At 73.9% G+C, this 24,617-nt stretch carries 17 protein-coding genes and 1 tRNA gene; 6 read left to right on the plus strand and 12 right to left on the minus strand.

What is annotated here, in order from left to right; all coding sequences use genetic code 11:
* Positions 1–446 precede the first annotated feature (446 nt).
* The 12 genes from WFH32_RS01440 to WFH32_RS01495 form a co-directional block, all read right to left on the minus strand.
* A complete protein-coding gene (locus tag WFH32_RS01440) occupies positions 447–1,481 on the minus strand; it encodes an FHA domain-containing protein (RefSeq protein WP_336705995.1) in 1,035 nt (344 codons plus the stop codon).
* Positions 1,478–2,761 carry a VWA domain-containing protein gene (locus WFH32_RS01445; protein WP_191796164.1) on the minus strand — a complete coding sequence of 428 codons (1,284 nt, stop codon included), beginning with the start codon at positions 2,759–2,761 and terminating at the stop codon, positions 1,478–1,480. The genes WFH32_RS01440 and WFH32_RS01445 overlap by 4 nt, the downstream gene beginning before the upstream one ends.
* A 22-nt stretch (positions 2,762–2,783) precedes the next feature.
* Positions 2,784–4,040 (minus strand): PP2C family protein-serine/threonine phosphatase, encoded by a 1,257-nt coding sequence (locus tag WFH32_RS01450; RefSeq protein WP_336705996.1) that lies wholly within the window; start codon positions 4,038–4,040, stop codon positions 2,784–2,786.
* Positions 4,037–6,382 carry a serine/threonine-protein kinase gene (locus tag WFH32_RS01455; RefSeq protein ID WP_336705997.1) on the minus strand — a complete coding sequence of 782 codons (2,346 nt, stop codon included), beginning with the start codon at positions 6,380–6,382 and terminating at the stop codon, positions 4,037–4,039. The genes WFH32_RS01450 and WFH32_RS01455 overlap by 4 nt, the downstream gene beginning before the upstream one ends.
* Positions 6,379–7,572 carry a hypothetical protein gene (locus WFH32_RS01460; protein ID WP_336705998.1) on the minus strand — a complete coding sequence of 398 codons (1,194 nt, stop codon included), beginning with the start codon at positions 7,570–7,572 and terminating at the stop codon, positions 6,379–6,381. Before WFH32_RS01460 ends, WFH32_RS01455 begins: the two co-directional genes overlap by 4 nt.
* On the minus strand, positions 7,569–8,585 hold the full coding sequence (locus tag WFH32_RS01465) for a glutamate ABC transporter substrate-binding protein (protein ID WP_336705999.1): 1,017 nt from the start codon (positions 8,583–8,585) through the stop codon (positions 7,569–7,571). Before WFH32_RS01465 ends, WFH32_RS01460 begins: the two co-directional genes overlap by 4 nt.
* Positions 8,582–9,949, minus strand: a complete 1,368-nt coding sequence (locus WFH32_RS01470) for a hypothetical protein (RefSeq protein ID WP_336706000.1) — start codon at positions 9,947–9,949, stop codon at positions 8,582–8,584. Before WFH32_RS01470 ends, WFH32_RS01465 begins: the two co-directional genes overlap by 4 nt.
* Positions 9,946–11,637 carry an AAA family ATPase gene (locus WFH32_RS01475; RefSeq protein WP_336706001.1) on the minus strand — a complete coding sequence of 564 codons (1,692 nt, stop codon included), beginning with the start codon at positions 11,635–11,637 and terminating at the stop codon, positions 9,946–9,948. The genes WFH32_RS01470 and WFH32_RS01475 overlap by 4 nt, the downstream gene beginning before the upstream one ends.
* Positions 11,634–12,191: a hypothetical protein gene (locus WFH32_RS01480; RefSeq protein ID WP_030150915.1), complete on the minus strand. Its 558-nt coding sequence runs from the start codon at positions 12,189–12,191 to the stop codon at positions 11,634–11,636. The genes WFH32_RS01475 and WFH32_RS01480 overlap by 4 nt, the downstream gene beginning before the upstream one ends.
* A 9-nt stretch (positions 12,192–12,200) precedes the next feature.
* A complete protein-coding gene (locus WFH32_RS01485; RefSeq protein ID WP_030150916.1) occupies positions 12,201–13,418 on the minus strand; it encodes a toxic anion resistance protein in 1,218 nt (405 codons plus the stop codon).
* A gap of 447 nt (positions 13,419–13,865) precedes the next feature.
* Positions 13,866–14,522: a flavin reductase family protein gene (locus WFH32_RS01490; protein WP_336706002.1), complete on the minus strand. Its 657-nt coding sequence runs from the start codon at positions 14,520–14,522 to the stop codon at positions 13,866–13,868.
* A gap of 86 nt (positions 14,523–14,608) precedes the next feature.
* A tRNA-Arg gene (locus WFH32_RS01495) sits at positions 14,609–14,681 on the minus strand.
* 244 nt (positions 14,682–14,925) lie between these two features.
* Between WFH32_RS01495 and WFH32_RS01500 the strand changes: the two genes are divergently transcribed.
* The 6 genes from WFH32_RS01500 (at position 14,926) to WFH32_RS01525 (ending at position 24,561) form a co-directional block, all read left to right on the plus strand.
* Entirely contained in the window at positions 14,926–16,644 is a 1,719-nt protein-coding gene (locus WFH32_RS01500; protein WP_191798160.1) for a GTPase, read from the plus strand.
* The gene (locus WFH32_RS01505; RefSeq protein ID WP_336706003.1) at positions 16,641–18,227 is read left to right on the plus strand and encodes a GTPase; all 1,587 of its coding nucleotides are present in this window, start codon (positions 16,641–16,643) and stop codon (positions 18,225–18,227) included. The genes WFH32_RS01500 and WFH32_RS01505 overlap by 4 nt, the downstream gene beginning before the upstream one ends.
* Before the next feature lie 43 nt (positions 18,228–18,270).
* A complete protein-coding gene (locus WFH32_RS01510) occupies positions 18,271–18,948 on the plus strand; it encodes a single-stranded DNA-binding protein (RefSeq protein WP_336706004.1) in 678 nt (225 codons plus the stop codon).
* Positions 18,949–19,059: 111 nt separating this feature from the next.
* Positions 19,060–20,742, plus strand: coding sequence for an energy-dependent translational throttle protein EttA (gene ettA / locus WFH32_RS01515; RefSeq protein ID WP_191798154.1), 1,683 nt, complete (start codon positions 19,060–19,062; stop codon positions 20,740–20,742).
* A gap of 133 nt (positions 20,743–20,875) precedes the next feature.
* On the plus strand, positions 20,876–22,975 hold the full coding sequence (locus WFH32_RS01520) for a dynamin family protein (RefSeq protein ID WP_336706005.1): 2,100 nt from the start codon (positions 20,876–20,878) through the stop codon (positions 22,973–22,975).
* A complete protein-coding gene (locus WFH32_RS01525) occupies positions 22,975–24,561 on the plus strand; it encodes a GTPase (RefSeq protein ID WP_336706006.1) in 1,587 nt (528 codons plus the stop codon). Before WFH32_RS01520 ends, WFH32_RS01525 begins: the two co-directional genes overlap by 1 nt.
* Positions 24,562–24,617: the final 56 nt, after the last annotated feature.

Genomic DNA, 24,617 nt, shown 5'->3' on the forward strand with positions numbered 1-24,617 from the left:
CTGTGTGTCGTCGTCGACAGTTCGTGGAGTCGGGTGATCAGACTATCTGCGTTTGACCCGGTTCGGGTTGACGGCCGTGAGCACCACCCCTCGACGCCCAATCGAGAGACGACTTCTTGATCGACGACCGCGAGATTACGGCCCGATGGTTTGGTCGGGCAGGTCGCGAGGCGGAGCGTTGATGAACAGGGGAGGATGGGACGCCCCATGACTCTGGCATTAGATCGCATGAGTGTACTTGGAGCATTCTCAGCACTACTTGTGGTTGCTGCTGCGGCGAGTGCAATCACGCCTCTCAACCTCGTTTGTGGAGCAGGTGTCGGTGAACACTCACCTGGCTGCGGGCGCGTAGGTCGTGTCTGTCCAACCGTCGCCCTCCGTCGGGACGTGCCGCGGCCCGGCCTCAGCCGGCGTCCGCGCCACCCGTCGCGCACGACGCGAAAGGTTCAGACCTCCCCAGGCAGCGCCTTGCGGATCACGAGGCGCGTCCAGCCGCCGAGGTAGATGCGGTCGCCGTCGGCGACCTCGCGGCGCTGACCGGCGGGGATGGGGTCGATCGGCAGCTCGCCGCCCGCGGGGCTCAGGTAGGTCCCGTTGGACGACTGGAGGTCCTCGACCCACCAGCGCTGGCCGTCGGTGTTGAGCTGGCAGTGCCGCCGCGAGACGCCGGTGTCGGCGCCGCAGTCGATCTGCGGGTGGATGTTGCGTGACACCGACGGGCGTCCCACCAGGACGCTGCGCTCGCGCAGCACCACGAGGCCGGGCAGTCCGGCCGATGGCAGCGGGTCCTCGGCCTTCTGCGCCTGGTACCAGTCGGGGTCGATCCACACCTCGACGACCCACTGGTCCTCGCCCGGCACGGGCGGGGTGGGCAGGTGCGTCCCCGTGCTCGACGGCGTCGCTCCCGTCCGCGCGGACGCCGCCTCGCCCTCTGCCGGGCCGGTGGGAGCACCCGGATCTCCAGGAGCGACGAGGGGTCCGGTTCCCGGGTCTCCACCAGCGACCGGGGCGGACGACGGGTCACCCGCCTCCGGGCCACCGACCGGCGGCGTGAGCGCGGCCGGCGCCGACAGCGGGTCCGCCGACGGCGCGGCAGCGGGCGACCCCGCGGGGGGAGCGACCGGGTCGAGGTCGAGCGACGACGCCGGGGGATCGAGCGGCCCCGGTGCAGCCGCACCCACCGAGCCCGGGGTCGCGGCGGACGGCGCCCCAGCGGGCTCGGGCAGCGAGCCCGTCGTGAAGTCGTAGCCGCAGTTCTCGCAGAACAGCGCCCCGGCCGCGGCCGGGAACGAGCAGTGCGGGCACGTGATGGGCTCGCCACCCGCAGCCGCGCCGCCAGTGCCGGCAGCACCGGCCGCGGCCCCGACGGACCCGGAGGCCACGGCCGCCGACGCGCTGCTCGCAGCCCCCATGGGTTCGCCGCACACGTCGCAGTAGTCGGTCGACTCGGACGCGTGCCCGTTGGGGCAGATCGCGCTCATCGCTTGACCCGCGTGGTCTTGGTCGAGGCGGTGTCGAGGGCCATCTCGTCGAGCTTGTCGGTGTTGCGCTTGAGGCGCACGGTGCCCTGCTCCTCGCTCTCGATCTCGACGACCTTGCGCAGCCGAGACGTGGCCTCGTCGTTGCCGGTCTCGGCAGCGAGCTGGACCGCGCGGCCGAGCTTGACCGTGGCGGTCGCCTCGTCACCTGCCGCCTTGGCCGCGAGGCCCTCCTGGATCGCGGACGCGAGCTCGGCCTGACCCGTGTAGTGCGCGACCTCCGGGTTGATGCGCGTGGTGAGCGCGCCGTCGTCGGACCACTTGGCCTTCACGAGACCCGACGAGACCACCTCGCCGTTCACGGCGAGCTGCACGCGCGCCGCGAGCTGCTCGGAGCCCACGGGCTTCGAGGCCACGCGCACGGCCACGTGGTAGTCGCGCGACTCGTCGCCCCACGAGCCCGTGGGGTAGGAGCCCGTGAGCGGGTTGACCACGGCGCGGCGCGTCGTGAGGTCCTCGACCGTCGGGGCGACCTGGCGGACGAACAGCACCTGGGCGCCCTGCGGGGCCCAGACGCGCAGGTCCGCGGAGGCCACGCCGCGCGACATGGACTTCTGGACGAGCGAGGAGAAGTCGGCCGCGATCTCGCTCGGGTCGGCGATCAGGTCGACCGTCCCGAGCAGGGCCGTCGAGATCTCGCGCAGCTCGTCGACCTGCCAGCGCGACCCGACGCCGCGCGCGTCGCACTGGAACCTCCCGGTCACGGCACGCACGACCTGCGACAGGTTCTCGCGCGGCTCCGACTCGTTCTTGCCGTCGGTCAGCAGGATCGCGTGGCGCTGGACGGCCTGGGGCACGGTGTCGAACAGCTGGGCCGCGAGCTGGAGCCACGTGCTCATCGCGGTGCCGCCCGACGGGCTCATCATGGCGATGGCCCGCTTGGCCTCCTCACGCGCCGCGGGCTCCATCTGCACCATCGCGACGCGCGCGTTGGGGTACGGGAACGCGCGCTGCGCGACGTGGCTGCCGCCGACGATCGCGAACCAGGTCCCGTCGAGGATCTGGTCGACCGCGACCTGCGCGGCGTACTTGGCGGACTCCATGTTGCGCCCGGACATCGAGCCGGACGTGTCGACCATGATGATCTCGGCGACGCCGCCGCCCGACGTCGCCGCCCCCGCCTGACCTGCCCCTCGGGCGGTCACCGTCACGATGGCGTGCACATCCGTGGCGCCCTCGGACAGGAACTCGTTCTGGAAGACCTCGGCGGAGAACTCGGCCATGGGTTCTGGGCTCCTTCGTGGATCAGAGGGCGTGCGTCGCGGGCTCGTCGCCCGAGAAAGCGTCTGTGTGCAGGTTATCGGAGGTGTTCGAGGCGGCGAGCGCCTCGAAACGGGCAAGGGTCGCGGTGATGTTGTCCCGGCCGCCCTGGGCGTTGGCCCAGCGCACGAGCTCGGCGGCCAGGGCGCGCGGCTCGCGTCCCGTCGTGGCCTCGGTCGAGCGCACGAGGTCCGCGAGGTCGTCGGCCGCGGAGCAGTAGTTCCACAGGCCGTCCGAGCAGACCAGCAGCCAGCCCGAGGAGTCGGGGACGGTCGGGGCGCAGCGGGCCGCCGGGTCGGTCGAGTCGGGCCCGAGCCAGCGCGTGATCGCGTGCGCCTGGGGCGCGTTCTCGGCGACGTGGCGCGGCGTGCCCATGGCCATGAGCTCGTGCGCCCACGAGTCGTCGACGCTGAGCTGGCGGGCCGTGCCGGCGTCGGGGATCCAGTAGGCGCGCGAGTCGCCGACCCAGCCCGCGACGACCAGCGGGCCGTCGACGACGGCCGCGACGAACGTGCACGACGGCGGCTCGGCCCGCTCGGCCTTGTCGCCCACCGCGACCAGGACGGCGTCGTTCGCGGTCGTCGACGCGGCGACCATGAGAGCCTGCCACGCCTGGATGCGCTCGGTGACGTCGCCCGTGACGGGCGCGGCGCCGTCGGGCCCGCCGGACGCGAGCACGTCGCGGGCCGCACGCGCGGCCGCGAGGCTCGCGACGTCGGAGTCCGGCGCGGCCGAGACCCCGTCGCACACCACAAGGGCCGCGAACCGCCCGACCGTGGCCGGGTCGCCCGACGCGGCGAGCGCCATGGCGTCCTCGTTGCGCGAGTGCCGGATGCCGCGGTCGCACACGCCCGCGACCCAGGGGGTGGGCTGCTCGGCCCAGTGGTCGCGCTCGACCTGGGCCTTCTCGCCGCACTGTTCGCAGTAGCCGTCGTCCGCGACGGTCCCGCCGCAGCTCGTGCAGGGTCGCCGGACCGCGGAGGGAGGGGGCGGAGGAGGGGGAGGCGGGACCGACCCGGACTCGGGGTCGGTCGGCTTGAGGTCCGCGGGCGGCTCGGGGAGCCTGAGCGCGGGGAGCGCGGGAACGGGCGGGCGCGCCAGGATGGGCGGCCCGTCCCCGGCGGCCACCGCAGGCCCGACGTCGGAGCCGCAGTTCTCGCAGAACCTGGCCCCGGGTGCGGGCACCTCACCGCACGTGGCGCACGGCGCGAGCAGGCCGGGCGAGCTCTCCTGCGCGCTCACGTCGTCGTCCAGCGGCGCACGGCGTTCGCCTGGTCGACGAGGTCGATCTTCGCGACCCGGTCCTCGGTGAGCGTCGCCATCTCGCGGTAGGCCCCCTCGAGGGCGTCGCGCAGCGGTGGCTCCTTGGGCTCGACCCCGCCGAGGCGCGCCGTGCCGACCTGCTTCTTGACCGTGACCTCCTCGAGCGCGGAGCGCAGGACGTCGATCGAGAGGGCCACGCGGTCGCGCTGGGGGATCGCGACCGACTCGACGCTCGCGAGCGCCTCGGCCAGGGCCGTGAGCCCGCGGTCGGAGCCGGCGAGGAGCCGGGCGCGGCGCATGCGCGCGTCGGTGTAGGAGCTGCGGGTCGGGGTCACGAGGTCCAGCGCGTGCAGGGCCCCGTCGAGGTCGCCCCGCGCCTGCCGGATGCGGGCGAGCCCGAACGCCGCGGGAGCGGTGTAGTTGGCGTCCGACCGGGCGCAGATCACGTACAGCGACTCCGCGATGTCCGGTTCCCCGCTGACCTCGCACGCGACCGCGAGCGCGAGCTTGGGCGCGAGCTCGCCGGGGACCTGGCCGTAGACCGCGTTGAACGAGGCGCGGGCGTCCGCGGCCTCGCCACGCGCGAGCTCGGCGAGCCCGCCGATCCAGGCCGCACGCCACTCCCACGGGTCGTCGGCGAGGATCTCGACGATCGTCTTGTCGACCTCGGCGAACCGGCGGTGCTCGATCGCGGCCTTGGCGTACGCGAGCCGCACCTCGACCGTCGACTCGGGGGCCGCAGCGAGGGCGGCCATGCGAGCCGCGGGGTCGGCGATGTTGACGCCCGCGAGCCAGCTCGCCATGGGGTCGGACTCGTCGATCTTGAGCGTCGGCAGGGCGTCCCACGTCAGCGGGTGGTCGGCGTCGTCGGACACGGGCGCCTCGAACAGGACGGAGGCCGCCGAGTGCAGCGCGCCGCTGCCCGGGCCGCGGTCGGTCGCGACGACCTCGCGCAGCACGCCGATGAGCTGCGCGCGCATCTCGTCGACCGTCGCGAAGCGGTCCGACGGGTCGAGCGCGCACGCCTTGGCGAGCAGGCGGTAGAACGAGTCGTACTGCTGGAAGACCGGGGTCTCGGCGACCGGCGGCAGGGAGGCGACGTACGTCGTCTGGTTCCCGCGGAAGTCCAGCACGAGCGTGGCGAGCGTGCGCCCGATCGTGTAGATGTCGGACGCGACGGACGTCCCGATCTCCGCGACCTCGGGAGCCTGGTAGCCGACCGTGCCGAAGATGGCGGAGGTCAGGTCGTCCAGGCGCCGCACGCCGCCCAGGTCGATGAGCTTGACGCCGTCGCCCTGCTGGATCATGTTGTCGGGCTTGAAGTCGCAGAAGATCAGGCCCAGGTCGTGCAGGTACGCGAACGCCGGGAGGATCTCCAGGACGAACGCGAGCGCCTGGTCCACGGGCAGCGGGTTCACCACGCCGCCGTTGTCGTCGCGGCGGTCCTTGAGGATCTCCTTGAGCGACTTGCCGCCCACGTACTCCATGACGGTGTAGCCCGCGCCGTCGTGCATCACGAAGTTGTAGATCTCGACGATCAGCGGGTGCTCGACCTCGGCCAGGAACTGGCGCTCGGAGATCGCGGCCGCGAACGCGTCGGGGTCGCCCGAGTTGAGCAGACCCTTGAGCACGACCCACCGGCCCGACACGTTCTGGTCGCGGGCCAGGTAGATCCAGCCGAGGCCGCCGTGCGCGAGGCAGCCCACGACCTCGTACTGGCCGCCCACGACGTCGCCTGGCGAGAGCTGCGGGTCGAACGAGAACGCGGTGCGGCACTGCGGGCAGAAGCCCGAGGTGCGGCCCGGGACGCCGTCGCGCGACCGGCCGACCTTGGCGCCGCACGTGGGGCAGAAGCGCTTGGACTCCGCGAGCTCGGGCACGGCCATGATGGCCTGGAGCGGGTCGCGGACCGGCGCGCTGGGCACGGTCGTCAGTCCCGCGCCCAGGCGGTGGCCGCGCAGACGTGTCGAGGACGTCCCCACGCGCCGTGTCGACTTGGTGCCCGTGACGGCCGAGCGGGCCGAGCCGAGCGCGGCGCTCGCGAGCTGGGTCGAGCTCGTGCGCCCGGTGCGGGTCGAGACGGCCTCGCCCTCGGGGCCGGGGCCGGCCGCGTAGTTCGGCGCGGCCTGCGCGATGCCCGTGCCGAGCATGGCCGACGGCGACGCGGCGGCAGCGGTCGCGGTCGTCGACGACCCTGCCGGGCCGGGAGCACCGGCTGCGCCCGAGGGCGCGGCGGGCGAGCCGCAGACGTTGCAGTAGCCGTCCTCGATGAAGCCGGGGCAGCCCGGCTGGGAGCAGGACTCCTGAGCGGTCGTGGTCATCGGGACGATCCTTCCTGGCCCGGTGCGGGCGACGGTCCGGGCGACGAGAGGTGTGCGGGCAGGTCACGGGACAGGAACTGGTACTGCTCGACGAGGAAGCGCAGGAGCACCACGTCGCAGGGCACGGCCTCGCCCGCCTCGCGGGCCTCGGCCAGCCCGGAGCGGACCGTGGGGGAGGAGCTGCGGCCGTTGGCGTCGGCCTTCACGCGGTAGGCGTCGAGCCGGTAGCGCAGCTCGGCCCGTTCGCGCAGCGGCGCGGTGTACGCGGACTCGACCGTGTCGAACGCGCGCGCGACGGTCGCGAGCCGGGTGAGGAAGCCGTCGAGCCCCGAACGGTCGTGCGGGACCTCGCCGAGGCGTGACACGTCGGGCACCGCGAGGCGAGGGGGAGCCGCGATCTCGCGGCGGGCACGGGCCGCGAGCTCGCGCAGCGAGGGCTCGCGGGCCTCCAGCGCCGCGTAGCGCTCGACGGCCTGCTTGCGGTCGCGGGCCAGCTCGCGACGCTCGGACGCGCCCACGATGAGGTCGCGCTCGGTGCGCGCGACCTCGGCCTCGAGCTCGGTCAGGGGGCCGGTCACGTCGGCGCCGTGCGACGCCTTGTCCCGCAGGCGCGTCCAGCGCTCACGGAGCTTCTCCACCCGGCCACGGGCCGAGGTGTCGGAGCCGGCGAGCTCGTCGCACCGGGCCAGCTCGGCGCGCAGCCCACGGAACCGGGCGACCTCGTCGGCGGCGTTCGGGTCGAACGACAGGCGCGTGCGCAGTGCGGCCACGATCGCGTCGCACAGCCGCGTCGCCTCGACCAGCGACACGAGCGACGAGCCGTCGGGCGAGCTGAGCCGACCCCAGATCAGCTGTGAGATCTTCTCGCGCGCGACCGTGTCCGCACGCCCCGAGTCCCAGACCACGGCCATCTCGTCGGCGCGCGTGCGGGCCGCCTGCCACAGGGTCATGGCGAGCAGCAGGTCCGCGGTGTACGTCTCGGGGGACGCCGCGGCCTGGGCTGCGGCGTCGAGGCGGTCGAGCTCGGTGCGGCGTGCCCGCAGCCACTCCTCGAGCGCCGCGAGGTACGTGAAGAGCTCGGCGGCGGGGCTCGCCTCGCCCAGGCGTCCGGGCGCGGTCGGGGCCTGCTGCGTGCGCGGGGCCACGGGCGGCCCGGCAGCAACAGGGGAGGACGAGGAGCCTGGCGTCACGGCGTGCGGCCGTACACGGCGACCGGCGGGGCCGGAGCCGGACCGAGGACGCCGAGCCACTCGTCGTACAGCGCCGTCCAGGTGCCGTCGGTGCGCATCTGCTCCAGGACGCCGTTGACGAACTTGACCATGTCGACGTTCGCGGCCGGGATGCCCAGGCCGTACGGCTCGTCGGAGATCGCCTGCCCGACGACCTTGGCGTACGGGTCCTGCGCGGCGAAGCCCGCGAGGATCGTGTCGTCGCCCGTGATCGCGTCGACCTTGCCCTGCTGGAAGAGCGCGAGGCAGCCCGTGTGGGTCGTCGCGGGCACGGCCTCGATGTCGGGGTACTCCTGGAGACGTTCGAGCGTCGTGGTGCCGTCCGGGGCGCAGACCCGCTGGCCCGCGAGGTCCGCGATGCCCTGCGCCTCGGAGTCACGCGTCACGAGGACCTTCTGGCCCGCGTGGTAGTACTCCGAGGAGAACGCGATGGTCTCCCAGCGCTCGCAGTTGATCGTGAACGCGCGCGCCACGATGTCCACCTCGCCCGTCTCCAGGGCCTCGAGGCGCTGCCCCGACGTGATGACGCGGAACTGCAGCCGGTCCGGGTCGCCGAAGATCGCGGTCGACACCTGGTGGAGGACGTCGATGTCGAAGCCCTCGATCTGCCCCGTCAGGGGGTTGCGGGCACCGAGCTGGAGGGTGTCGGCCGAGACGCCCACGACGAGCGAGCCGCGGTCGCGGATCGCCGCCATGGTGCTGCCCGCCGGGAGGGCCCCCGGTCCGGGCAGCGGTCCGTCGGGTGCGTAGGACGCGACCGGGTTCTCGCACGCCGCGGCCGCGGAGACCGCGGCGCCCGCCGGGCCGCTCCCGGCCGCGGTGCTGCCGGCCGTCCCGACGACCGAGGCCACAGGCGCACCCGCGGACGACCCGGCGTCGGGCGTGGCGCAACCGGCCAGGACCAGGGCGCCCGAGACTCCCAGCGCCACCAGGGCGCCCAGGCGCCCGCTCTTGCGGAAGGTCGTGGTGATCACCGGTACTCCTCCAGTCGGACGTTCAGGCCGCGCCAGGCGAGGACCGCCGCGACGAGACCCGCGGCCAGCAGCAGCCAGCCCGCGAGGGCGGACTTCGTGCCCGCCGAGGCGAGGTCGGCCTGCGTGGCCCGGATGTTGTCGGTGATGTCGTTCGTGACGGACTGGGAGAAGGCTGCGAACGCGGCGTTCGGGCTGCCCTCGGACGAGCTCGTCGCGAGCGCGACCGCCCCGTCCCAGTCGCCCGCGTCGTCGAGCGCACGGATCGCCTGGTGCTGCGTGACCCAGTCGGCCAGGTACCCGGCCGCGGTCCCGTCGAGGACCCCGGCCGCGCCCGCCTCGTCGAGGCGCTGCGTCGCGTCGGCCGTGAGCTCGACGAACGACTCCTCGTACGCCTGGCCCGAGCCGCGCTTGATGAGCGTGAAGCTCTCCATGGCCTTGGCGTCGTTGGCCTCGGAGTACGCGGTCGAGGCCGCGAGCGTCGCCGCGTACGGGCCGTCGCGGACCGCCGCGGCCGCGCCGTTGGTCTGGCTCAGCAGGACTGCGCCCACGACCCCCACGACCAGCACGACCGCGCTCGCCGCGAGCAGGCCCACGTTGAGCACCCGATGCGTGCGCTTGGCCAGCCACACCTGCGTCGCGACCAGCAGCGCCAGGCACAGCACGCCCGCCGCGAGGATCCACAGCGCGTTGCGCACCATCGACAGGTCGGACGCCACGCGGTCGGCGTTGTCGTCCACGAGCGTGGTCAGCGTCGGCAGGATCTCGTCGCGCAGCAGCGTCGAGGCCTGGTCGAGGTAGGCCGACCCCACCGGGAAGCCCTGGCGGTTGTTGGCGCGCGCCTGCTCGATCAGGCCCGTGTAGACCGCGACCTGCGAGGCGACCCGGCCGAGCTCGGTCGCGTCCGCGCTGTTGGACCCCGCGAGCTCGGCGATGCGGATCGAGGCGTTCGCGATCGCGTCGTCGTAGCGCTCGCGCTGGTCCACGGGCTCCAGGCCCCCGACCAGGAACGCGTTGGTCGCCGCGGCGTCCGCGACGACCAGGTTGTTGCGCACGTCCTGGACGCCCAGGAGCTGGCTCGTGTCCGCGCGGGCGTCGTCGAGCGCGATCCCCTGGACGCGCGCGGCCTGGAAGCCGAGCGCGCCGAAGACGATCGCCGCGAGCACGCACAGCGCGAGCGCGATCCGCAGCTTGCCCGGCGAGCGCCGCAGCGCGCTGCGCACGCCCGCGCGGCGCGCGGCGCGCTCCTCGGCCTGCGTGGCGGCGGGCGCGCCCGGCTGCGCGGACGGCTGCCCGGGGTAGGAGGGCTGGACGGCCCGACCGGTCGCCGGGGCGGACCCGGGCGGCGGCGTCAGGGTCTGGCTCATGCAGGCTCCTCCTGAGGAGAGACGGTCGGGTTCTCGGAGAGGTCTTCGGGGAGGCCGTCGGGCTCGTCGGGCTCAGCGGGCCTGCCCGGCTCGGTCGGCTCGGCCGCGTCGGTCAGGACGCCGGCCGAGCCCTCGGCGGCGGTCCCGTCCTGGGGCAGCAGGTCCTCGGGCAGGATCCGGCGGAGCTCGTCGAGCGTGGGCTCCGGGGTGTCCTTGAGGCGCCACGCATGGCGTGCGATGGCCGCGTCCAGGACGTTGCGCGCGTGGCGGCCGTTGCCGAACCCCTCGGTGCGCGGCACGAGCGAGACCATCTCCTCGAACCGGTCGAGGGTCTCGGGCAGCGCTTCGAAGTCGGCCGACGTGGCCATGCGCTCGAAGATGCCGCGCAGCTCGGCGTCCGTGTAGTCGTCGAACGTGATGGTCGTGGAGAAGCGTGACTCGAGCCCGGGGTTGGTCGCGATGAACCCGGCCATGGGGCCGGGGTACCCGGCGACGATCACCACGAGGTCGTCGCGGTGGTCCTCCATGTCCTTGACGAGGGTGTTGATGGCCTCGGCGCCGTACTGGTCCTCCGCGAGGCCGTACGCCTCGTCGATGAAGAGCACGCCGCCGATCGCGGTCGCCACGACCTCGGACGTCTTGACGGCCGTCTGCCCCAGAAATCCGGCGACGAGCTCGGAGCGGTCCACCTCGACCAGGTGCCCCGTGCTGAGCAGCCCGAGCGCGCGGTAGATGCCTGCGACGAGGCGCCCGACGGTCGTCTTGCCCGTGCCCGGGTTGCCGAGGAACACGAGGTGGCGCGTGAGCGTGGGCGTGGTCAGGCCCGCGGCCGTGCGCAGCTTCTCGACGCGCAGGAGCTCGGTCTGCTGGCGGATCTCGTGCTTGACCCGGTCGAGCCCGATGAGCGCGTCGAGCTCCGCGAGGAGCTCCTCGAGCGGGCGCGGCGGCTCGGCCTCGTCCTCCGCCTTTGCGGCGGCGTCCCCGGTCGTCGCGGTCTGCGCGCCGCCGGTGGTCGCGCCGTCCACGCTGCCCGACGGCGTCGCGTGCGTCCCGGAGGCCGGCCCACCAACCGGGTGGCCGGGGGTCCGGGCGCCCAGCGCGTCGAGGATCGCGTCCACGGTCGGGACGACGTCCTGTGCCGGGGGACGGAGCCCGCCCGCACCGACGAGCGAGCCGAGGTCGAACGGGCTCGTGGCGCTCGGGAGCGTCGGGTCGAACGCGGGCGCGGGGGAGCGGGTGGTGGTCGGTGCCTGTTGCTGCGGGCGCGGTGCGGCGGTGTGCGGCTGGGCCGCGGCCCGCTGGACGGCCGTCGTGGACGCGGCGCCGGCGGAAGCCGCGAGCCCGGGTGAGCCCAGGGAGCCGGCCGCGGCGATCACGGACGCGAGCGCCTCCGCGTACGCGGCCGCGTGCTCCGAGCCCGCGACGACGAGAGCCGTGAGCTGGTCGGTCGGGGCCGAGCGCCACCGCCGGCCACGTTGCGCCGACTCGAAGAACGCCGTGTAGTCGCCCGGGTCGCGGCCCACGGCCTCGAGCCACGCGGGGGCTGCGCCCGTGGACGACTCGGCCACCGCGGCGGCGAGCTGCTCGCCCTCGTGCGCGACGTCGTCGGGCACGAGGCCCGCGCCGCGACCCACCGCCACGAGCGCCTCGATGCTCCGTGCGAGCGCCCCCTGGCGCGCGGCGCTCACGGCCGTTCCAACCCGCCCGGGGTGCCCGGCGCCTGCGGCTGGGCCGTGCCCACCCCCGCGTCGGGCGCGAGCGCGATCGAGGACGACTGGAACTTCTCCGCGAGGAACTGACCGTGCGCCACGAGCGCCGCGGCGTCCGCACGCGAGACCGCGTCCGAGATCTTGTCGAGCGTCACGCCCAGCAGGTCGAGCTGGTCGCACAGGATCATGAGCGACGTCTTGCCGCGGTTGACCGCGCGCGTGTCCGCGAAGTCGCGCGGCAGGCGCAGGTAGCCGCCGACGGCCTCCGGCAGGTAGCTCGTGGCCGTCGCGACGACCGTGTGCGCCTGCGCGCTGCCGCCGCCGAGGCGGTCGAGGCGCGGGGCCATGTCGTCGACCGTCTTCGCGATGCGGTTCACGCGCGCCGTGACGGCGGGCGGGACCCGGCCCTCGATCTGCGCCTGCACGGCGTCGACCGAGGCCAGGATGTCCGCGCTCGTCGGTGCCGGCGGCAGCACGGGGACCTCCGGCGGGCGCCTGCGCCCGCCGCCGAACAGGTTCTGGAACCAGCCCATGTGTCCGGGTCAGACCTTCCCGAGGTCGAGCGAGCCCGAGGCCGCACCCGACTGGTCGCCCTGGGCCACCCGGTCCAGGTACTCGCGCGCCTTGGTCGTCTCGGTCTCCAGGACGCCGATGGTCTGCGCCATCGAGTCCAGCGCCTGGACCTTGAACGTCGAGATCGAGTCCATGGTCGCGTAGATGTTCTGGAACGCGGCCTGGAGCTGGGGGAGGCCGACGGTCGCGCTCGCCGCCTGCGACTGGATGGTCGCCGACTGGTCCGCGAGCATCTTGGACGTCGAGGCGATCATGTTCGACGTCGTCGTGTTGAGCGCGGTGATCTGGTCGAGGACGAGCTTCTGGTTCGCGAGCGCCTGCGCCACGATGACGGCCGTGCGCAGCGCGGAGACGGTCGTGGTGGTCGCACGGTCGACGCCCTTGATGAGCTCGACGTTGTTCTTGATGACGATGTCGATCGCGAGGTAGCCCTGGATGGACACCGCGAGCTGCGTCAGGAGGTCCTGGTGCTTCTGGCGCACGTAGAACAGGACGTCCTCGCGCAGCGCCTTGGCCTTCTCCGGGTCCGTCGCGTCGAGCTCGGCGGTCTTCGCGGAGAGCTGCGCGTCGAGACGCTCGGCCACGTAGATGTACTGGTTGAGGCGCGCCATGGTGTCCCACAGGTGCTGCTTCTCGAGGTTGAGCGCGGCGTTGTCCTTGCGGAGCTCGTCCTGGCCGTCGTAGAGCGCGCGGATGATCGCGTTGAGGTGGCCCTGCGCGCTCTCGTAGCGGCGGAAGTAGTCGGTCAGCTTGTCGCCGAAGGGGATGATGCCCAGGAGCTTGCGACCCACGCTCGCCTCGGACGGGTCGAGGTTCTCGACCGTGCGGCGCAGCTCCAGGAGCGTGCTGCCCACCTTGGAGCCCTCGGACAGCCCGCCCTCCTTGAGCGCGCGCACGGGCGTGGCGAGGAGACGGTTCGACGAGTCGGCCGCGGTGCGGATGTCCTGGTCGCCCATGGTGCGCACGTCGTTGGCCTTGGCCGCGAACTCGGGCGAGCGGGCGTCGGAGGCCATGAGGGCATCGAGGTAGGACGTGACCTTCTGGTCCAGGCCGGGGATCGCGGCCTCGTCGACGCGCGGGGCCATCGCGGGGGCCTGCGTGGTCGCGACGGGCTTCACGGGCTCGGGCGCGGAGAGCACGAGGTGCTCGGTCGCGGCGGGGGGCTGGAGCGGTGCTGCCTCGGTCATCGTGATCCTTCGCTCGTGACTGACCGGGGTCGGTGCGAGACCCACCCCTGGAACCCGGCGAACCGGGCAAGCCGGTCGACCGGCCGGTCCGGGGAGTATATCCGCGACGGGTGGCCGGTTCTTTACTCTTTCACGCCCCGGGGGAGGAGAGAACTCCCCATGTGCGGATTCTCGGCACGGGGGCCCCGATCAGGGTCGATGTCCGCGGCGGCGGCGCCGGTCATCTTCACCCGGTCCGCAGGCTGCCCGACGGCGTTCGCTCGCCTCCCGGGGCGGGACACCTTCCGTGGGAGCGGCCCATCTGCTGACTGCCCGCTGTGGCGGGTAACCCCCGCCCCCCGGGGCTGATCGACCACGACGGGGAAGAAGAGCAGGACGGCCCAGCCGTCGCCGATCGCCCTCGTCGACGTGACCGCCGCCGACGAGGGCGACCGGCGGGATCGTCGATCAGCGGTACCACTCCTCGTCGATCGTCGAGAGCCGGGACGGCAGCACGCGGTCGCCCAGCCCGTAGAACTGCTGGAAGCTCATGATGAGCGGGCGCCACCGGTCGGGGTCGATCCGGTGGGCCGAACCTGCTAGACGGATCGACTCGTGCACGTGCACCCGCGTGACCGCGATCTCGACCGCGAGGATGCTCCCCGCCGCGACCGGGTCGTCGCCGCACAGGGCGTGGACGTCGACCACACGACCCTCGAGGTGCACGGGGCACTCGCCCGCCCTCGGCGCCGACACCGTGTCCGACCCGACCGGGGTGAGGCCCGCGCGCCCGAACTTGTCCGGCTCGTACCGGTACCCCACGGACGACTTGCGCGCCGAGACCGGGTCACGACCCGTCGTGAGGGCGATCCGGTCGACCGCCGAGACCTGCTCGACCGACGGCAGGTTGAGGACGACCTCGCCCGTCTCCCGCAGATTGATCGCGGTCTGCGACCTGGCCCCCACACCGATCACCGCGGTGTGGCCCAACCAGAAGATCGACGACAACGGAGCGAGGTTGGGCCGTCCGTCGGCACCGACGGTGCTGACGAGGACGACCGGGGTCCCGAAGTAGAGGATCGACGGGTCGATCGTGACGTGGACGGCGTCCTGGACGTCCAGCATGGGAGTACCTCCGCGACGGGTGGACCGGTTCGTCCTGAAGACGCGGTGAGGGCGCGGGACGTGAGGTCGGGCGTCAGGCGTAGGGGTGCCCCGAGCAGGACTCGAACCTGCAACCTACGGATTAGAAGGCCGTTGCTCTATCCATTGAGCTATCGGGGCGCGGGGACCATCGTAGTGGGATCCGGCCGTGACCTGCGCGCACGCGCGCGAGGCGGACGTGTCGCACGGGGCGAGCGCCGCCGTCGGGCAGGCTCGCTCTGGCGGCACCGCGACGTGTCGCACGCCACCTCGGTCCAGCCCTCACGCCCCGGGTCGGCCAACTCACCCGCCCCCGCCGCAGTCCGTCACCCGATCATCGGCGCGCGCGTTTGGCATCGCCTCGGTAACCACAGAAGATGAACGGGTGACGACCCGACATGCTGCCGACCGTGCCCCGCGGGCTTTTTCCGCCTCGGGCAGGACGCCCGGCAACACGCCTGGCAACGCCCCCGAGGAGATCGGGACCACCGTCTACGACGTGGGCCGGGACCTGCGCCGTGACGTCGCCGACGCCCGCCTGCCGCTGGACCTCGACGGGGCCGGGGACGCCGAGGAGGCCCGCAAGCGCCTGCTGAACCAGCTCGACGAGCACCTGCTGCCCCGGCTCAAGGAGCTGTCCTCGCCCGCGGTCGTCGTGATCGCCGGGTCGACGGGCGCGGGCAAGTCGACCCTGTACAACTCGCTGCTGGGCGAGGAGGTCTCGACGGCGGGCGTCCTGCGCCCGACGACCCGTGAGCCCGTCTTCGCCTACAACCCGCTCGACGTCGACGTCCTGGTCCACAGCCCCACGACGGCCATGTCGCGCGTGGTCGAGCACGACGGCGTGCCGCGCGGCACCGCGCTGCTCGACGCCCCGGACCTGGACTCGCTCCTCGCGGAGAACCGGTCGACCGCGGCCCAGCTGCTCGAGGCCGCGGACCTGTGGCTCTTCGTGACCACGGCCGCACGCTACGGGGACGCCCTGCCCTGGGTCGCGCTGGGGCAGGCCATGGAGCGTGGCGCAAGCGTCGCGATGGTCCTCAACCGGGTCCCGCAGCACAACCTCACGACGATCCGTGGCGACCTCCTGGCGCGCCTGCGCGAGCACGGCATGGAGGGGGTCCCGCTGTTCGTGATCCCCGACGTCGGCCCGCACGAGGGCATGCTCGACCGTGCGACGGTCGCACCCATCGCGCGCTGGCTGACGATGCTCGCGGGGCCGGACCGCTCGCGCGCCGTGATCGTGCGCACGCTCAAGGGCTCGCTCGCAGCGCTGCCCGCGTGGGTCACGGGTATCGCGGACGCGGTGCAGGAGCAGGTCGAGGCCGCGGAGGTCGTGCGCGAGACGATCGACCGCGCGCTGCCCGACGCCGAGGCCTCCGCCCGTCGGACCGTCGCCTCGGGCGTGGTGGCCGGGGGATCGGTCGCCTCGCGCTGGGCCCAGCTCGCGGGCGCCGAGAAGATCGACCGCATCAAGGTCCGGCACGGGCTGGCGCGCTCGACCAAGCGCAGGGGGCGCTCGCGCGAGGTCGCGCTCGAACCTCTGCTGGAGGAGGTGCGCGCCGCCGCGACCCGCACGCTGGTCGCGGCGGGGGCCGCCGCCGACGACGCCCTGCGCGCTGCGCTCTCCGGCCCGTCGGCCCCTCCGGGCGGCCCGGCGTTCGCCCCCGAGCACGGTGACCCGGTCCGTGAGGCGGCACGCGAGAAGGCCGCGGCGACGCAGGTCCACGAGTGGGTCGCCGTCGCGGACCGCGCCGTCGAGGCCCTGCGGGGCGTCGACGAGCCCGGCATCGCGCCGCAGGAGACGGCCGAGACGCGCCGGGCCGAGGCCGCGGTCAAGGCGTTCGGCCCCACGGGTCTGGCGGCGCTGCTCCTCACGGCCGCCGCAGGGTCCGACGACGCCGCTCGCCTCGTGCACAGCCTCCTCGGCGACGCCGGGGACGCGTCGGTCGCGACCTTGACCTCGGACCTCGCGGACCGCGCCGCCGCCATGGTGTCCCGCGAGTCCGTCGACCTGCACGACCGCCTCGACATCCCCGCCCTCGCACCGGATGCCGCCGTCGGGCTGCGCCTGCGCCTCGCCGAGCTCAGGAGGCTCTCATGACGTCCCACGACACCCAGCTCCGGTCCCGGACCGACGACCTCGCCAAGGCCCTGGACCTCGCGGGCGACCGCCTCGACCCGGAGGTCGCGGCCCGAGTCCGCACGGCGATCGGCGGCGTGCGGGAGCGTCTGGCGCTCGGCGTGGACCACACGGTCGTGGCGCTCGCGGGCGGTACGGGCTCGGGCAAGTCGAGCCTCTTCAACCGGATCTCGCGGCTCAACTTCGCGGACGTGGGCGCCAAGCGCCCCACGACGGCCCGCATCACGGCGTGCTCGTGGAGCGACCAGGCGACCGCGCTGCTGGACTGGTTGGAGGTCGACCCGGAGCGCCGGATCACGCGCGGCAGCGAGCTCGACGGCGACGCCGAGCAGGGGCTGGAGGGCCTGGTCCTGCTGGACCTGCCGGACCACGACTCGATCGAGCCCGCGCACCAGGAGGTCGTCAACCGCGTCCTGCCGCTCGTCGACCTGCTCGTGTGGGTCGTGGACCCGCAGAAGTACGCGGACGACGCGCTGCACTCGGGCTACCTGCAGAAGTCGGTCGGCCTCGAGGCGTCGATGGTCGTCGCGCTCAACCAGATCGACACGGTGCCCACGACGCAGCGCGGCAACCTCGTCGCGGACATGGGGCGTCTCCTGGAGGAGGACGGGCTCTCCGGCGTGTTCGTGACGATGGTCTCGGCGCGAACGGGCGAGGGCCTCGGGCAGGTGCGCGAGCTCCTGGAGCAGGCCGTGGCCCGCCGGAGCGTGGCCGCGAGCCGCGTCGCGGGCGAGCTCGACCGCGCAGGTGCGCTCCTGCTCGAGGAGACGCCCGGCGAGGTGCCGTGGACCATGAGCACCGCGGTCGACGAGGAGGTCGCGGCGATCGGTGAGGCCACGGGGCTCTCGGCCGTCGCGGGGCAGGTCGCGGCGGCGGTGCGCAACGGGTACGGCCGCCCCGAGTTCGCCCCGCCGCAGGTCGACGCCGTCGTTCTGTCCCGGAGCCGGTGGCTCGCGCGGGCCGGCAAGGCGTTGCGCCCGGGCTGGAAGCACGCGCTCGACGAGGCGGTCGCTCCCGCGGACCGGCTGGTCGAGGACACGCAGCGCGCGCTGTCGAAGGTCTCGCTCGACACCCGCGGGCCGTCCTCGGCACGCGCGACCCGCACCACGGCTCTTGCGGCGATCGGCGTCGCGGTGGTCACGGGGGCGCTCGCGATCCTCGGCTCGCTGGGCGTGCTGGACCTGGACAAGGCGATCGTCGCGACGTTCGCGATCGTTGCCGGGGCCGCGGTCCTGGTCGCCCTGGGCTTCTTCCTCGCAGGGATCCAGATCCGTCGCACGCTGGCGCGCCGCCGGGAGGCGACGGTCCTGGCCTCGGGTCGCGGAGCCGTCGAGCGGGTGGTCCAGGAGACCATGGGCAGGCCGACGCAGAAGCTCCTCGACGAGCACCGGCGGGTGCGCGAGCTGGCGCAGTCGGCGCGTGACACGGGCAAGGCGTCACCGCTCACCGGGCCTCTGACGTTGCCCACAGCCAAGGACCTGAGCGAGCTGTCCACAGACACGCCCTCGACCCAGGACGCCGCGACGCGCGAACCGTCAGCCTGAGTGCGCGGTCGGCACCAGGCCGGCCCCGCACCCAGGAGGAACGATGGGCAACGACGTCACGGTGACGCTGGCAGGCTTCATGGGCACGACCCCCAAGCTCTTCACGTCCCCGACCGGCAACGACTTCACGAGCTTCCGCATCGCGAGCACCACGCGCTACCTCGACCGCTCGCGCGGCGAGTGGGTCGACGGGCGCACCATCTGGTTCACCGTGAAGGCGTGGCGCGCCATGGCGCAGAACGTCGCGGCGTCGCTGCGCAAGGGCGACGCGGTCGTGGTCACGGGCCGCCTCGCGGTCGACGAGTGGACCAGCCCCGAGGGCCCGCGCACCAACCTCGTGATCGAGGCGAGCGCGCTCGGCCCGGACCTGACGCGCGGTCGCGCGCAGTTCCAGCACACGGTGCATCGCACCGCCCAGCCCGACGGCGCCGCGGACGCCCTGGCGCCCGCCTCGCCCGGTGCGGTCCCGGGCTCGGGGACCCAGGGGTCCGGCGAGCGGACGGGCGGCCTGAGCGAGGGACCGGGCGACGCCGGCGCGTGGGACCTGGGACGGCTGGGGGAGCCGTTCCCCGAGGACGACGACGCCGAGCACGGCCTGGTGGACGACGCACTGGCGGAGCGGGGACCGGGCGCCGACGACGCGGGTCTCGCCGACGAGAAGGCCGAGGCCGGCGACACCCACGAGGCCGTGCCGACCGGCGAGCTCCTGGCGACGCGCTGAGGCCCGACCGCGTAGGCTGGGGGGTCGAAGACGCCCGCCCCACCTGGGGCACCCCGGGTCCGGGGCGGGCGCACAGCATCCCGCGAGCGATCGAACGGTGGAACAGAGCCAGTGGCTGAGTTCATCTACTCCATGTACAAGGCGCGCAAGGCGCACGGTGACAAGGTCATCCTCGACGACGTCACCCTGAACTTCCTTCCCGGGGCCAAGATCGGTGTGGTCGGCCCCAACGGTGCCGGCAAGTCCACGATCCTGAAGATCATGGCCGGCCTCGAGCAGCCCTCGAACGGTGATGCCCGGCTCTCGCCGGGCTACTCGGTCGGCATCCTGCTCCAGGAGCCGCCGCTGAACGAGGAGAAGACGGTCCTCGGCAACGTCGAGGAGGGCGTGGCCGAGATCAAGGGCAAGCTCGACCGCTTCAACGAGATCTCGGCGCTCATGGCCGAGCCGGACGCGGACTTCGACGCCCTGCTCGCCGAGATGGGCACCCTGCAGGAGGCCATCGACGCGGCCGACGCGTGGGACCTCGACTCCCAGCTCGAGCAGGCCATGGACGCGCTGCGCTGCCCGCCGCCGGACGCCGACGTGTCGGTGCTCTCGGGTGGTGAGCGCCGTCGTGTCGCGCTCTGCAAGCTCCTCCTCGAGAAGCCCGACCTCCTGCTCCTCGACGAGCCCACCAACCACCTGGACGCCGAGTCCGTCCTGTGGCTCGAGCAGCACCTCGCGTCGTACCCCGGCGCGATCCTCGCCGTGACCCACGACCGCTACTTCCTCGACCACGTCGCGGAGTGGATCTGCGAGGTCGACCGCGGTCGCCTGTACCCCTACGAGGGCAACTACTCCACGTACCTGGAGAAGAAGCAGGAGCGCCTGGCGATCCAGGGCAAGAAGGACCAGAAGCTCGCGAAGCGTCTGAAGGACGAGCTCGAGTGGGTCCGCTCCAACGCGAAGGGCCGCCAGACCAAGTCGAAGGCGCGTCTGGCGCGCTACGAGGAGATGGCTGCCGAGGCGGACCGCACCAGGAAGCTGGACTTCGAGGAGATCCAGATCCCGCCGGGCCCGCGTCTGGGCTCGGTCGTGCTGGAGGCCCAGAACCTGCAGAAGGGCTTCGACGGTCGCCAGCTCATCGACGGGCTGAGCTTCACGCTGCCCCGCAACGGCATCGTCGGCGTGATCGGCCCGAACGGTGTCGGCAAGACGACGCTCTTCAAGACGATCGTGGGCCTCGAGCCCCTCGACGGCGGCGACCTGAAGGTCGGGGAGACCGTGTCGATCTCCTACGTCGACCAGTCGCGCGGCGGGATCGACCCCAAGAAGACGCTGTTCGAGGTCGTCTCGGACGGTCTGGACTTCATCAAGGTCGGCAACGTCGAGATGCCCTCCCGTGCGTACGTCGCGGCGTTCGGCTTCAAGGGCCCGGACCAGCAGAAGCCGGCCGGCGTGCTCTCGGGTGGTGAGCGCAACCGTCTGAACCTCGCGCTGACCCTCAAGCAGGGTGGAAACCTCCTGCTGCTCGACGAGCCCACCAACGACCTCGACGTCGAGACCCTGGGCTCGCTCGAGAACGCCCTGCTCGAGTTCCCGGGCTGCGCCGTCGTGGTCTCGCACGACCGGTGGTTCCTCGACCGCGTCGCGACGCACATCCTCGCGTACGAGGGCACCGAGGAGGACCCGGCGAACTGGTACTGGTTCGAGGGCAACTTCGCCTCGTACGAGGAGAACAAGATCGGCCGCCTCGGCGCCGACGCGGCGCGCCCGCACCGCGTCACGTACCGCAAGCTGACGCGCGACTGACCAGCGCACGACCGGTGCTCGGCCCTTGACGGGCGGCACCGCGACCGAAGGGCCCCGGCGATCCGCCGGGGCCCTTCGTCGTCCCGGCGCGCTCACCGGTCGCGCGGGCGCTGCGTCCGGCAGACTGAGGCGCATGACCCACCCGAGCGACGACGCCGTCCCGCCCGTCGGCGGTGCTCCCGACGGCGGTCCCACCGACGCAGGCGACGACCGCTCCCGCGCCATCGGCACCCCCGACCAGGGCCTCGACGAGGCCGGTCACGGTCGTCACGTCGCGGACGAGGACCCCGGCGCGGGGCACGCGCCCGCGCGGTCGGTACAGGGCACCGACGAGCTCGTCGCGGCGCTCGACGTCCTACGGGGCGAGCTCACGGCGCAGCGTCTTCCCCTCGTGACGCCCGGCGTCGAGGAGGACCGTCGGACGCTCGCGCTCGCGGTCGACCAGCTCGACGACTACCTGCTCCCGCGCCTGCGGTCGCGGTCCGCGCCGCTGCTCGTGGTGGTCGGTGGCTCGACGGGGGCGGGCAAGTCGACGCTCGTGAACTCGGTCCTGGGGGAGAGGGCCACGGTGCCGGGGGTCCTGCGGCCCACGACCCGCTCGCCCGTGCTGGTCCACCACCCGCTCGACGCCCGCTGGTTCAGCACCGACCGCATCCTGCCAGGGCTCGCGCGCGTCACGGGACCCGCGGACCACGGTTCCGCCGAGGGGGCGCAGCGGTCGGTCCGGCTGGTCGCGTCCGAGGTCCTGCCGCCGGGCCTGGCGCTCCTCGACGCCCCGGACGTCGACTCGGTCGTGGTCGAGAACCGCGAGCTCGCCGCGCAGCTCCTGGGGGCCGCGGACCTGTGGCTCTTCGTGACCACGGCTGCCCGCTACGCCGACGCGGTGCCCTGGGACCTGCTCCACGAGGCCGCGACCCGGCGCGCGCAGGTGGCGCTCGTCCTGGACCGCGTGGATCCCGGGGCGGAGGCCGTCGGCGCGGACCTCCAGCGGCTGGCCTCGGAGAACGGCCTGGGCGACGCGCCGATCTTCGTCGTGCCCGAGGCGTCGCTCGTGGACGGCCTGCTGCCCGAGACCGCGGTCGGGGAGATCTCGCGCTGGCTGACCGCGCTCGGTGGCGACGCGGGTGCACGCTCGGCAGTGATCGACGCGACGCGGGACGGCGTGGTCGACGACCTGGTGCGGCGCGCGCTGCGGCTCGCCGGTGCGGTCGACGTTCAGCACGAGGCCGACGACCACCTGCGGTCCTCGGTCGACGCGGCGTACGACGACGCGCGGCGCACGGTGCTCGCCGCGACGAGCGACGGCGCGATGCTGCGTGGTGAGGTCCTTGCACGCTGGCAGGACTTCGTGGGTACGGGCGAGTTCTTCCGGGCGGTCGAGCAGAAGGTCGGCTCCGTCCGCGACGCGATCGGCGGCTTCTTCCGCGGCAAGGGGCGCCAGGTCCCGGGCGTCGAGGAGGCGATCTCGCACGGCCTGGAGTCCGTGGTGCTCGACGCCGCGGAGGAGGCCGCCGAGCGCACCTACCGTGCGTGGCGTGCCGACCCGGCCGGAGCCGCGCTGCTCGACGGGCTCGACCTGTCCCGCGCCTCGGCCTCGCTGCGGACCCGGGTCGCGGAGGAGATCCGGGGCTGGCAGTCGGACGTCCTCGCGCTCGTCGGTGAGCAGGCCGCGGGCAGGCGCGGCACGGCGCGTGCGCTGTCGTTCGGGCTCAACGGCCTGGGCGTGGCGCTCATGATCCTCGTGTTCGCCTCGACGGGCGGCATCACCGGGGCGGAGATCGGGATCGCGGGCGGGACCGCGGTGCTCGCGCAGAAGCTCCTGGAGGCCGTGTTCGGCGACGACGCGGTCCGCCGCCTGACCCGCACCGCGCAGGACCGGCTCGCGGACCGCGTCGCGGCGGTCCTCGACGGCGAGGCCCGACGCTACACGTCGCAGCTCGACGCGCTCGGCACGGGGGACGCGACGGGCGCCCCGCTCCGGGCCGCGGCGTACGACGTGCGCCAGGCCGCGCGGCGCGAGCAGAAGAAGCGCGACCGGGCGGGCGTGACGGGAGAGGTGAGCGGCGCCGTCGGGCAGGGGGGTGCCCTGCGCGGGGCGCGTGCCGTCCCCGCGTCGGCACCACCGGACCACACGGCCGCCCCGGTGACCGAGCGTCCCGGGTTCTGGCGCCGGCTGTTCGGCACCCGTCCGGTCGAGCCGGGCGAGGCCGCGCCCACCGGGGACGAGCGCTGATGGCCCGCCTGGACCTGTCGGCGCGCGTCGCCGCGCTCGAGACCGCGGTCTCGGCCGGCACGGCCCGCCTGCCCGACGACCTGCTCGACGACGCGCGCGCCGTCCTCGCGCACACCGCGACGCGCACCGCGCTGTCGGCCGAGCACACGGTCGTCGCGCTCGCGGGCTCGACCGGGTCGGGCAAGTCCTCGCTGTTCAACGCGATCGCCCGCGCCCCGCTCGCCCGGCCGGGCATCACGCGCCCGACGACGGCTCGCCCGATGGCGGTCGTCTGGGGGCCGGGGGCCGACCCGTTGCTGAGCTGGCTCGAGGTCGGGGACCGACACCACGCCGCGGACCGCGCGGGCGTGGCCACCGACGGGCTCGTGCTGCTCGACCTGCCGGACCACGACTCGGTCGTGACCGAGCACCGCGCGGTCGCCGAGCGCCTGGTCGAGCGCGTCGACCTGCTGGTGTGGGTCGTCGACCCGCAGAAGTACGCGGACGCGGCGCTGCACGAGCGCTACCTGCGCCCGCTCGCGGGGCACGGCGACGTCGTCGTGGTCGTGCTCAACCAGATCGACCGGCTCACCCCCGAGGAGGCGACCGCGTGCCTCGCGGACCTGCGCCGTCTCGTGGCCGAGGACGGTCTCGTCACGGCGCGCGTGCTGGGCGTCTCGGCGACGACGGGGCAGGGGATCGACGAGCTCGACGCGCTCCTGGACCTGGCCGCCGCCCGGCGCGAGGCCGCGGTCGCGCGCATGGTCGCGGACGTGCGCGGTGCCGCACGTCGGATCGCCGACGCGTGCGGGGACAAGGTGCCCGAGCGGTCGCAGGACGCGGCCCGGTCGCGGCTCGTCGACGCCCTCGAGGCCGCGGCCGGGGTGCCGACCGTGGTCGACGCCGTCCGCGGTTCGGCGAACCGGCGCGCCCGTGCTGCGACCGGGTGGCCGCCCACGCGCTGGATCGGGCGGCTCCGTGTGGACCCCCTGCGGCGCCTCGGGCTCACGCGCGGCACGGACCGGCCCGACCTCGCCCGGACGTCCGTCCCCCGGGCCTCGCCCACGGTCGCGGCCCGCGCGCACGTCGCCGTCCGCGAGTACGTGTCGACCATGACGGCCGGTGCCCCGCAGGACTGGGCGCTCGCCGCGCGGGCGAGCGTGACCGACAGCACCGGGGGCCTGGCCGACGCGCTCGACCAGGCGGTCGCGGGCACCGAGCTCGAGGCCGCGCGGCGTCCGCGCTGGTGGGGCGTGGTCAGCTTCCTCCAGTGGGTCGTGCTGGGTGCCCTGGTCGTGGGGGTCGTCTGGCTGGGCGTGCTCGCGGTGCTCGCCTACCTCCAGCTCCCGGCCCCCGAGACCCCGGTGTGGCGCGGATTCCCGTGGCCGACGCTCCTGGTCGTGGGCGGGGCGGTGGTCGGCGTCGTGCTGGCCCTCGCGGCGCGCCTCGCGGGGGCTCTCGGTGCCCGACGGCGCGCGGCCCGTGCGCGCCGCAGGCTGCGGGAGAGCATCGGGAAGGTCGCGGGGCGTCTCGTCTGGCTGCCCGTCGCAGAGGAGCTCTCGGCGCTCACCACGTGCCGTGTGGCCGCCCAGGTCGCGGCGACCTGAGGCGGGCGTAAGGTGACCCGGGTGCCTCCCCGCCGATCCCCGGCGGACGAGAGGCG

This window comes from Oerskovia sp. USHLN155 (assembly GCF_037145535.1).
GTDB classification, from domain to species: domain Bacteria; phylum Actinomycetota; class Actinomycetes; order Actinomycetales; family Cellulomonadaceae; genus Oerskovia; species Oerskovia rustica.